A 9,870-nucleotide genomic window follows, 5' to 3' on the forward strand; every position below is an offset into this window, starting at 1 on the left:
GTCTCGTGAGATGACCGCCAAGGAACACAATGTTTCCCAAGTCGATCGTCGGTTCTCAGGGCAAACCCGCTCTGACCCCCGCATCACAGCCGGCATTGTCGCGCTTGCCGCAACCGCGCTGCTGATCGGCGGCGCTTTTGCCGGGCTGCTCGCCGAAGGCGCCCACGATTTTTCCGGCGCCTGGGCCGCCTTCGATCCTTACCTCTTCCGTGTCGTGCGCTTCACGCTCTGGCAGGCGGCCCTGTCGACGCTGCTCTCGGTCGGGCCTGCCCTGTTCGTGGCGCGGGCGCTGTCGCGGCATCCACGTTTCCGCGGCCGCGCCTTCATCCTGCAGCTCTTCGCCGTGCCGCTGGCGCTGCCGGCGATCGTCGCGGCGCTCGGCATCCTGGCGCTCTACGGCCGAGCCGGCTATTTCGCCGGTCTGTCCAACTGGGTTGGCGGCCAGGGGTGGCCGGGCATCTACGGCCTCTCCGGCATTCTCGTTGCCCATGTCTTCTTCAACCTGCCATTGGCCACCCGCCTGTTCCTGGAGGCGCTGCAAACCATCCCCTCGGACCAGTGGCGGCTGGCGAGCCAGCTCGGCATGGGAGCGCGACCGGCGTTGCGGCTGATCGAATGGCCGACGCTGCGGGCCGCCTTGCCTGGTGTCGCCGGACTTATCTTCATGCTCTGCATCACATCCTTCACCATCGTGCTGACGCTCGGCGGCGGACCGGCCGCGACGACGCTGGAGGTCGGCATCTATCAGGCATTGCGCTTCGATTTCGATCCCGCGCGGGCTGTCGCGCTGACATTGTTGCAGATCGCGCTGACCTTTGTCGTGGTGCTGGCGTTGACCCGGCTTGGTGCCAATGTCGTCGGCGACACCAACCTGCCGGTCGCGCCGCGCCGCTATCTCTCGGTCAACAGGATTGAGGCCGTGCTGAATGCCCTGCTCATCGGGCTGGCGCTGCTGTTCGTCGTGGGACCCATGGCGGCGACCGTGGCGGCCGGATTGGGCGCCGATCTCGGCCGGCTGGCCGGTGAGGCCACTGTCCGGCAAGCGACACTGACCAGTGCCGTGCTCGCGTTCCTGTCGGCGTTCCTTTCGGTGATGCTGTCGCTGGCTCTCACAATGGCGCGGAGGGCGCTGGCATTGAACCGCCGCTCCGGCTCAAGGACACTGCTCGAACATGCCGCCGATACCGGCGCCTGGTTTGTGCTGGTCGTGCCGCCGATCGTCATCGGCGCCGGCTGGTTCCTTCTGTTGCGCCATCTCGGCGATGTCTTTGCTGTCGCCCCGCTCATGGTCGTCACCGTCAACGCCGTCATGGCGATGCCTTTCGCGCTGCGCGCCGTCCGTCCCGCCTATGATGCGGCAAGCGAGCGTCACGAGCGGCTCTGCGCACAGCTCGGCATTTCCGGCTGGTCGAGACTGTGGCTGGTCGACTGGCCGTCGCTTCGGCGGCCGCTCGCCACCGCCTTTGCCTTCGCCATGGCGCTGTCGCTTGGCGATCTCGGCGTGATCGCCCTGTTCGGCAGTGATTCCGTGCAGACCTTGCCCTACCTTCTCCTGGCGCGCATGGGCAGCTACCGCACGCAGGACGCCGCCGGCCTGGCGTTGTTGCTGGGCCTTGTCTGCCTGGCGCTGGTGCTGGCAGCGGACCGGCTGGGAAAGGGGATGGCCCGCGATGTCTGACGGGGCGGCTGACGGCAAAGGGGTTGCGGTGCGGCTGGACAAGGTCTCGTTCAGTTATGGCGAGGCGTTGTTCGCCTTCGATGTCGGATTCACCGCGACGCAGATCACCGCCATCATGGGGCCGAGCGGTTCGGGAAAGTCGACGCTGCTCAATCTGGTGGCCGGGTTCGAGACGCCGAGATCCGGCCGCGTGCTGATCGGCACGGCCGATGTCGGTGGCGACCCGCCGGCCATGCGGCCGGTGTCGATGGTATTCCAGGAAAACAATCTTTTCGCCCATCTTTCTGTCCAGCAAAATGTCGGGCTCGGTCGTTCGCCATCGTTGCGGTTGACCGAAGCCGACCACGCCGATATCGCGGGCGCCCTTGCACGCACCGGCCTTGCCGGCAAGGAGAAGCGGCTGCCGCGCGAGCTTTCGGGCGGCGAGCGTCAGCGCGTCGCCCTGGCCCGCGTGCTGGTGCGTGACCGCCCGGTGCTACTGCTCGACGAACCCTTCGCCTCGCTTGGGCCCGCCTTGCGCGACGACATGCTCGACCTGGTTGCCAGCCTCCATGCCGAGCGTGGCATGACGGTGCTGTTCGTCACGCACCAGCCGCAGGATGCCCGCCGCATCGCGCAGAAGGTGGTGTTTCTGGACAATGGCACCATCGCTGCCACAGGCACCTCGGAGGATTTCTTTGCAGGGGCTGGGCCGGAGGCGTTCCGGCGCTATATCGGTGCCGGTGCCGGGGATGCGTTATCACGAGATATTGCCCGGAAGCGGACATAATTTACGCTCAAACCGGCTTGAGGCGATGTGGCGCTTGCTTGCCATGACTGGAGTAGTGTGGCTAGGTCCGCTCGATACCGGTCCGGCACAGGCCGTGATTTGCCTACAGCATCTGCTGCCCGCCCCGAGGGGCGCGTGACGGACGCTGTAGCAGTTTGTTTTGCGCATGCCGTGGTCATGCGCAAGGACCTGAAAGGAAGCCATTCTGGCGATCAGCGCTGACAGGCTACGAATGAATCCGCTGGCGCGGTTCCTGGCGCTGGCTGGCTTTGCCGTGGCGCTGGCAAGCTGCCAGATGTTCACGCCCCCCGAGGTCCAGGAATCCGGCTTCCAGCCATCCGACAAGCCGATCACGGTGGACAATGTCGCCGCCAACAACAAGCTTGCCGAACTCGCCAAGGCGCAGCATCCGCGCATCCTTGCAACGTATGGCGGCGAATATTCCGATCCCAAGCTCGAGCGCATGGTCGCCAAGGTGGTCGGCAATTTGACCGTGGTATCGGCCAACCCGACCCAGACCTATCGCATCACCATCCTCAATTCGCCCAACGTCAACGCCTTCGCGCTGCCGGGCGGCTATCTCTACATCACGCGCGGCCTCTTGGCGCTGGCCAATGATTCGTCCGAGCTCGCCGCCGTCATCGCGCATGAAATGGGCCACGTCACCGCCAATCACGGCCTGCAGCGCCAGCAGCTGGAGGCCGAGGAAGGCCTGGCGACCAAGGTTGTTTCCGATGTGCTCGGCGACAGCCCGACCGCCAAGGCAGCACTGATCCGCGGCAAGCTCAGGCTGGCGCAGTTCTCGCGCAATCAGGAACTGGAGGCGGACGCCATCGGCATCAAGTCGATCGGCGAAGCCGGCTACGATCCCTATGCCGCCGGCCGCTTCCTGCAGTCGATGTCGGCCTACACCGATTTCCGTTCGATCAGCGGTGCCACGGACGCCAGCCTCGACTTCCTGGCCACCCACCCCAACACGCCGCAACGCATCGATCTGGCACAGCGCCACGCCCGCCAGTTCGGCGCGCCCGGTTTCGGCACGCGCGACCGCGATTCCTTCCTCGCCGGCATAGACGGCCTGCTTTATGGCGATACGCCGGAAGAAGGCTATGTGCGCGGCGAAACCTTCTTGCATCCGGGCCTCGGCGTGTCGTTCACCGTGCCGGACGGTTTCATCATCGACAATTCGGCGGCAGCGGTTACGGCGACCGGGCCGGGCGACATAGCGATCCGCTTCGACGGCGTTTCGATCGACAAGAACCGCGCCCTGACCGATTATATCAGAAGCGGCTGGGTGGCCGGCCTCGACGACAGCACCGTCAAGCAGGAAACCATCAACGGCAATGAGGCGGCGACCGCGCACGCAGGCGCCGAAGGCTGGCAGTTCGATATCGCGGTGATCCGGGCCGGAGGCCAGGTCTACCGGTTGCTGACCGCGGCTCCCTCGGCCAGCACCTCGCTGGAGACGGTGGCTCGCTCGGTCAGCGGCTCCTTCCGCATTCTCAGTCCCGCCGAAAAGGCGGCACTGAAGCCACTGCATATTCGTGTACTCACCGTACAGCCGGGACAGACCATGGGTTCGCTTGCCGCGCAGATGGTGGGGGTCGACCGCAAGCTCGACCTGTTCCGCGTGCTCAACGCGCTGTCGCCGGGGGCCGCGGTTTCGGCCGGCGACAAGGTCAAGATCGTCACCGACAAGTAAGCGCCTGTCGCGGGAATCAGGCGGCAGTCGCCATGAATTCCGGGTTCTGCTTCACCAGCGCGACCTTGAGCTTTTCCATGGCGCGGGCCTCGATTTGGCGGACGCGTTCCTTGGAAATGCCGAGCGTTTCGCCGAGAGCCTCGAGCGTGGCGCCCTCGTCGGTAAGCCGGCGTTCCTCGATGATGCGGAGTTCGCGGGCGTTGAGAGCTTGAAGCGCCTCCCTCAGCCAGAGCGAGCGGCGCGCGACGTCGATCTTGTCGCCGACAATCTCGTCGGGCAAGGGATCGTCCGAGACCAGGAAGTCCATCCGCTCGGTCGCCCCCGCATCGTCGGCAAGCGGCACGTTGAGCGAGGAGTCGGGCGCCGACAGGCGTGAATCCATCAACTCCACATCAGCTTCGGAAACGCCGAGCGCAACCGACACCTCGCGGTAGAGAGTCGTGTTGGAGAGCGGTTCGGCGCCGTTCGCGAGACGGGCACGCAAGCGCCTGAGATTGAAGAACAGGGCCTTTTGCGCCGAACTGGTGCCGCCGCGCACGATCGACCAGTTGCGCAGGATGTAGTCCTGCATCGAAGCGCGTATCCACCACGTCGCGTAGGTGGAAAACCGCACCTCGCGCTCCGGCTCGAAGCGGGCGGCGGCCTCGAGCAGGCCGACATGGCCTTCCTGGATCAGGTCGCCGAGCGGCAAGCCGTAATGGCGGAATTTCGAGGCCATGGAAATGACCAGCCGCATATGGGCAACGGTGATGCTGTGCAATGCGTTCTGGTCGTTGTCCTCTTTCCAAAGCAGTGCCAGCCGATGCTCCTCGTCGCGCTCGAGGTAAGGCGCCCTCATTGCCGCGCGGACCATGACCCGACCTGCCGTGTCTTCCATCATAAGGCGCTCCTTGGCTCAGGCGTGCGAATGACAAACTGGCAGGAACCGGCTTGAAATGACGGCGTCGTGCCCTAGAACAGCCAAAACTGCCGTGCGCGGGAAAGGTTCCGCTGGCGCAGGCAGGCGAGCGATGACGTCCGGGCAATTTCGGCACGGCTGCCCGGAATCCTGACGCTGCAACGAAATTCCTTTTTGAGTATTTGATTTCTGGAATTAGCTTTCTTTGAAATTTTGTTCCTTATTTTTCCGACCTGCATCTGTCATTTTCCAACTCTCACAACATGCCTGATATCAGGCCAAGGACGGGATCACAGAAAAATGAAATGGCTGAAGTCGCTCATCATCGCCGGAACGCTGCAGGCCCTGGCGGTCGCATCGGGGCATGCCGGCGCCAATCTCGACCAGATCAAGCAGGCCGGCGTCATCAAGGTCGGTACGGAAGGCACTTACGCTCCGTTCACCTATCATGATGCATCCGGAGCGCTCGTCGGATTCGACGTCGAAATCGCCAAGGCGATCGCCGACAAGCTCGGCGTCAAGGCGCAGTTCCTCGAGGGCAAGTGGGACGGTCTGATCGCCGGCCTCGACGTCAACCGCTATGATGCCGTCATCAACGAAGTCGGCATCACCGATGCCCGCAAGGCCAAGTATGATTTCTCCGATCCCTACATCGCCTCCAAGGCGGTGCTGATCGTGCGCGGCGACAATACCGACATCAAGGCTTTCGCCGATCTCAAGGGCAAGAAGTCGGCGCAGTCGCTAACCTCCAATTTCGGCAAACTGGCCGAGTCGAATGGCGCCGAACTGGTCGGCACGGATGGCTTCGACCAGTCGATCCAGCTGCTTTTGACCGGCCGTGCCGACGCCACCATCAATGAGAGCCTGTCGTTCCTCGACTTCAAGAAGCACAAGCCCGACGCCAATGTGAAGATCGCCGCCCAGGAAGAGAATGCCGATTACTCCGGCGTCATCGTGCGCAAGGGCGATCCGGAGCTGGTCGCTGCCATCAACAAGGCGCTGGCCGACATCAAGGCCGACGGCACCTACAAGAAGATCGCCGACACCTATTTCGGCCAGGACGTCTCGAAGTAATTCAAGCGGGGCGGGTTGTCGCCCCGCAGCCCATCCAGCGGCGAGCCGTCTTTGACGGCTCGCCGCTTTTGTCGTGATATGGCTGACGCATTCGCGCTTCGATGACGCTGCCCGTCCCTTCCGGAGGATATTTCGTGCCGCACTGGCTGCAACTGATGCTGGATTCGCTGCCCTCGCTGCTGTGGGCAGCGTTGATCTTCACCGTGCCGCTGACGCTGCTGTCCTTCGTACTCGGCCTGACGGTGGGATTGGGCGCGGCGCTCGGCCGGTTGTTCGGGCCGAAGCCGCTGGTGGCGCTCGTGCGCTTCTATGTCTGGATCTTCCGCGGCACGCCGCTCCTGGTGCAGCTGTTCCTGATCTTCTACGGCCTGCCGTCGGTCGGCATCCTGCTCGACGCCTTTACCGCGGCGCTGATCGGCTTCACGCTCAATATCGGCGCCTACACGTCGGAAATCATCCGCGCGGCGATCGGCTCGGTGCCGAAAGGCCAGTGGGAGGCCGCCTATTCGATCGGCATGACCTGGAGCCAGGCGATGCGGCGCACCATCCTGCCGCAAGCCGGCCGGGTGGCGGTGCCGCCGCTCTCCAACACCTTCATTTCGCTGGTCAAGGACACGTCGCTGGCCGCCGCCATCACCGTGCCGGAGATGTTCCAGGCGGCGCAGCGCATTGTCGCCACCACCTATGAGCCGCTCATCCTCTATGTCGAGGCGGCGATCCTCTATCTGGCGATGAGTTCGGTGCTTTCGGCCTTGCAGACTCGGCTGGAGGAGCGGCTCAACCGCTATGGCGGCTTCCTGGAGGCACGCTCATGATCGGCCTCACCAACATCGAAAAGCGTTTCGGCGACAATCTCGTGCTGAAGGGGGTGACGGTTGCCATCGCCGAAGGCAGCGTCACCGCGCTGGTCGGTCCTTCGGGCGGGGGAAAAAGCACACTGCTGCGCTGCATCAACCTGCTGGAGATCCCAACCTCGGGCACGGTGCGAATCGGCGACGAGACGCTCGAGTTCCGTCCCGGCGGGAAGGTGTCGGCGGCGGACATAAGGCGTCTGCGCCTGCAGACCGGCATGGTGTTCCAGAATTTCCAGCTGTTTCCGCACCGTACCGCCATCGAAAATGTCATGGAGGGGCTGGTCACGGTGCTGAAATGGCCGGAGGCGCGCGCCCGCGAGCGGGCGCTCGCGCTGCTGGAAAAGGTCGGCATGGCGCACAAGGCGGATGCCTGGCCGGCGACGCTGTCGGGTGGCCAGCAGCAGCGCGTGGCGATCGCCCGGGCGCTGGCGCCGTCGCCGAAGGTGCTGCTGTGCGACGAACCGACTTCGGCACTCGACCCGGAACTGGCGCAGGAGGTGGTCGATGTGCTGAGTCAGCTCGCCACCGAGGGAACGACCATGGTGATAGCGACGCATGATTTGCGCCTCGCCTCCAAGATCGCCCAGGAAGCGGTGTTCCTCGACGCCGGTGTCATCGTCGAGCAGGGGCCATCCGCCACGCTGTTCGGCAATCCGGAGCGCGAAAGGACCAAGCGGTTCATCGCCACGCTGAAGCAGGAGGCGGCGGAGAAGAAGGCCGGCGCATAGGCGCGGGCAATCTCCGGCAATCTCAAAGACAAAAAACCCGGCGCGAGGCCGGGTTTTCGTTAACTCGAAGGCGAAAAAGCTCAGGCAGCTTCTTCCTGCTCGGCTTCCTCATTGTCGGCCTTGGCGCCACGCTTGGGGCCTTTGTTGAGGTTGACCTCGATCAGGCGCACGGCTTCGGTTTCCGACATGCGGTTTACGGCCGCGATTTCGCGAGCCATGCGGTCGAGCGCCGCCTCGTAGAGCTGGCGTTCGGAATAGGACTGCTCCGGCTGGTTGTCGGCACGGTAGAGGTCGCGCACGACTTCCGAGATCGAGATCAGGTCGCCTGAATTGATCTTGGCATCATATTCCTGGGCACGGCGCGACCACATGGTGCGCTTGACGCGGGCGCGACCCTGCACGACTTTCAGCGCGCGCTCGACATAATCCTCTTCCGACAGCTTGCGCATGCCGATCGAGGTCGCCTTGGCGACCGGCACCTTCAGGCGCATCTTGTCCTTCTGGAAGTCGATGACGAACAGTTCCAGCTTGTGGCCGGCCACTTCCTGCTCGTCGATCGAGACGATCTGCCCGACGCCATGCGCCGGATAGACGATGTACTCGCCGGTCTTGAAACCGTGACGCGCGGCAGTGGACTTCTTCTGCGGGGTGATCGTTGCCATTACGCCCTGAACTCCTTGTTGTGGGCCGGCGGCGGTGCCGGCTGAACTCGCGTGATCGGGGTCACCGACCATTAGCCGCACAACAGATGAACCCACCGGAAAGGCCGGGACCGGCAAACCGCACGAGCTGCGGCCGCCTGGCCCAGATCGCTCTGGTCCGGAATGGGATTTTCACCTTTCAGTGATTTGGGGCGTCTGCGCCATAAATCGACGTTGTGTCACCGGCATGTTTCGCTGATGTAACACAAAAAGTCGGAAGAATCAAGGTTTTGCTGCGTAAGCGAAGGCCACAACCAATCGCCGCCTGTCAAGGCGGTTAATCCGACGTGCCTGTTACGCTGCGTCATACAAGCCTTTACAGCGGCGTTGTCAATCGCCTTCGCCCGGCTCGGCGGAGAAGTATTTCTCGAACTTGCCGGCCTCGCCGTCGAAGGTCTTGGCGTCGGCCGGCGGCTCCTTCTTGGCGGTGATGTTGGGCCATTTCTCGGCGTATTCGGTGTTGATCTGCAGCCATTTGTCGAGGCCGGACTCGGTGTCGGGCTTGATCGCGTCGGCCGGGCATTCCGGCTCGCAGACGCCGCAGTCGATGCACTCGTCGGGATGGATGACGAGCATGTTCTCGCCCTCGTAGAAACAGTCGACCGGACAGACCTCGATGCAGTCCATATATTTGCATTTGATGCAGTTGTCGGTCACGACATAGGTCATCGGTCGGCTCCGGGATGTCCCGTTTTTGTTGGCTTTTTTTGTGAGGTAACGCCTTTATCGGCCGCTTGCAAGGGTGGCCATTCCCAGTGGCGCCAGGGTTTGGGAATGGAATTCCAGGCGGCCGGTGCCGCGAGGGCCCGACATGCCCACCAGCCGTCGCGTTTGCCGGCCCCGGTTCTGCCTTTTGTTTGTCGTTGCCCTCGGGAAACACACCCGCCTCAAGGCTCAATCTTCGTCGAGCAATCGGTCGGTCTGGCGGCGCTCTTTTTTGGTCGGGCGGCCGCTGCCTGCCTCGCGCAGCGCCGGGATAGCATCGGGAAGGGCGTCGGCCTTGGGTGCGGGCGGCGGCGACATGTCTTCATAAAGAGTGCGGGCTTCCTCGGCCGGGCCGCGCCGAACACCAGCGCCGAGCACCTTCCAGACGAAGATACGCCGGTCGAGCGTGATGGTCAGCACATCGCCTGGCTTGACCAGATCGGAAGCCTGCGCTGCTTTGTCGCGATTGATGCGCACGCGGCCGGCTACAACCAATTTGGCCGCCAGCGAGCGCGATTTCACCGCGCGCGAGAAGAACAGCCATTTGTCGATGCGCTGGCGGCCTTCAGCAACCATCGAAGCGAGCCTACTTCTTTAATTGGTCGCGTAAGGCTGCGAGCTTGGCGAAGGGGGAATCCGGGTCGAAGCGCACCGGGCGCTCCTCGCGCGGCTTGGGCTGGAAGGCGGGCTTTCCGCCCCCTTTGCCGCGATCGGGCCCCTTGCCTTCCGGCCTGCCACCCTTCCAGTCGGGCCGGGCTTCG

General features: G+C 63.8%; 11 protein-coding genes. 6 read left to right on the forward strand and 5 right to left on the reverse strand.

Features of this window, described 5'->3' with window-relative positions:
- The first annotated feature begins 10 nt into the window (after positions 1–10).
- The 3 genes from thiP (at position 11) to O7A61_RS17550 (ending at position 4,149) form a co-directional block, all read left to right on the forward strand.
- Entirely contained in the window at positions 11–1,678 is a 1,668-nt protein-coding gene (gene thiP, locus O7A61_RS17540; protein ID WP_337130870.1) for a thiamine/thiamine pyrophosphate ABC transporter permease, read from the forward strand.
- The gene (gene thiQ, locus O7A61_RS17545; protein WP_337105699.1) at positions 1,671–2,447 is read left to right on the forward strand and encodes a thiamine ABC transporter ATP-binding protein; all 777 of its coding nucleotides are present in this window, start codon (positions 1,671–1,673) and stop codon (positions 2,445–2,447) included. Before thiP ends, thiQ begins: the two co-directional genes overlap by 8 nt.
- Before the next feature lie 232 nt (positions 2,448–2,679).
- Complete coding sequence (locus tag O7A61_RS17550; RefSeq protein WP_023784820.1) at positions 2,680–4,149, forward strand: M48 family metalloprotease; 1,470 nt, start codon at positions 2,680–2,682, stop codon at positions 4,147–4,149.
- 16 nt (positions 4,150–4,165) lie between these two features.
- Here the strand turns inward: O7A61_RS17550 and O7A61_RS17555 are convergent, their stop codons facing one another.
- Entirely contained in the window at positions 4,166–5,029 is an 864-nt protein-coding gene (locus O7A61_RS17555) for an RNA polymerase factor sigma-32 (RefSeq protein ID WP_027141824.1), read from the reverse strand.
- 71 nt (positions 5,030–5,100) lie between these two features.
- The gene (locus O7A61_RS17560) at positions 5,101–5,286 is read right to left on the reverse strand and encodes a hypothetical protein (protein WP_337130872.1); all 186 of its coding nucleotides are present in this window, start codon (positions 5,284–5,286) and stop codon (positions 5,101–5,103) included.
- Positions 5,287–5,347: 61 nt separating this feature from the next.
- Here O7A61_RS17560 and O7A61_RS17565 point away from each other — a divergent pair, with 61 nt between their 5' ends.
- The 3 genes from O7A61_RS17565 (at position 5,348) to O7A61_RS17575 (ending at position 7,703) form a co-directional block, all read left to right on the forward strand.
- Positions 5,348–6,121 carry an amino acid ABC transporter substrate-binding protein gene (locus O7A61_RS17565; RefSeq protein ID WP_337130873.1) on the forward strand — a complete coding sequence of 258 codons (774 nt, stop codon included), beginning with the start codon at positions 5,348–5,350 and terminating at the stop codon, positions 6,119–6,121.
- Between the two features lie 134 nt (positions 6,122–6,255).
- Positions 6,256–6,936, forward strand: coding sequence for an amino acid ABC transporter permease (locus O7A61_RS17570; protein ID WP_027141826.1), 681 nt, complete (start codon positions 6,256–6,258; stop codon positions 6,934–6,936).
- Entirely contained in the window at positions 6,933–7,703 is a 771-nt protein-coding gene (locus O7A61_RS17575) for an amino acid ABC transporter ATP-binding protein (RefSeq protein ID WP_337130874.1), read from the forward strand. The genes O7A61_RS17570 and O7A61_RS17575 overlap by 4 nt, the downstream gene beginning before the upstream one ends.
- 80 nt (positions 7,704–7,783) lie before the next feature.
- Here the strand turns inward: O7A61_RS17575 and O7A61_RS17580 are convergent, their stop codons facing one another.
- The 3 genes from O7A61_RS17580 to O7A61_RS17590 form a co-directional block, all read right to left on the reverse strand.
- Entirely contained in the window at positions 7,784–8,365 is a 582-nt protein-coding gene (locus O7A61_RS17580) for a CarD family transcriptional regulator (protein WP_006327799.1), read from the reverse strand.
- A 369-nt stretch (positions 8,366–8,734) separates the two neighbouring features.
- Positions 8,735–9,073 carry a ferredoxin FdxA gene (gene fdxA / locus O7A61_RS17585; protein ID WP_013892564.1) on the reverse strand — a complete coding sequence of 113 codons (339 nt, stop codon included), beginning with the start codon at positions 9,071–9,073 and terminating at the stop codon, positions 8,735–8,737.
- A gap of 225 nt (positions 9,074–9,298) precedes the next feature.
- On the reverse strand, positions 9,299–9,685 hold the full coding sequence (locus O7A61_RS17590) for an RNA-binding S4 domain-containing protein (RefSeq protein WP_127279399.1): 387 nt from the start codon (positions 9,683–9,685) through the stop codon (positions 9,299–9,301).
- Positions 9,686–9,870 lie beyond the last annotated feature (185 nt).

The organism is Mesorhizobium sp. Cs1321R2N1 (assembly GCF_037179725.1).
Taxonomy (GTDB): Bacteria; Pseudomonadota; Alphaproteobacteria; order Rhizobiales; family Rhizobiaceae; genus Mesorhizobium; species Mesorhizobium salmacidum.

Bases quoted from the DNA above. Each gene is read 5' to 3' on its own strand.
- thiP (WP_337130870.1), top strand. From the start codon at position 11: ATGACCGCCAAGGAACACAATGTTTCCCAAGTCGATCGTCGGTTCTCA.
- thiQ (WP_337105699.1), top strand. From the start codon at position 1,671: ATGTCTGACGGGGCGGCTGACGGCAAAGGGGTTGCGGTGCGGCTGGAC.
- O7A61_RS17550 (WP_023784820.1), top strand. From the start codon at position 2,680: ATGAATCCGCTGGCGCGGTTCCTGGCGCTGGCTGGCTTTGCCGTGGCG.
- O7A61_RS17555 (WP_027141824.1), bottom strand. From the start codon at position 5,029: ATGATGGAAGACACGGCAGGTCGGGTCATGGTCCGCGCGGCAATGAGG.
- O7A61_RS17560 (WP_337130872.1), bottom strand. From the start codon at position 5,286: ATGCAGGTCGGAAAAATAAGGAACAAAATTTCAAAGAAAGCTAATTCC.
- O7A61_RS17565 (WP_337130873.1), top strand. From the start codon at position 5,348: ATGAAATGGCTGAAGTCGCTCATCATCGCCGGAACGCTGCAGGCCCTG.
- O7A61_RS17575 (WP_337130874.1), top strand. From the start codon at position 6,933: ATGATCGGCCTCACCAACATCGAAAAGCGTTTCGGCGACAATCTCGTG.
- O7A61_RS17580 (WP_006327799.1), bottom strand. From the start codon at position 8,365: ATGGCAACGATCACCCCGCAGAAGAAGTCCACTGCCGCGCGTCACGGT.
- fdxA (WP_013892564.1), bottom strand. From the start codon at position 9,073: ATGACCTATGTCGTGACCGACAACTGCATCAAATGCAAATATATGGAC.
- O7A61_RS17590 (WP_127279399.1), bottom strand. From the start codon at position 9,685: ATGGTTGCTGAAGGCCGCCAGCGCATCGACAAATGGCTGTTCTTCTCG.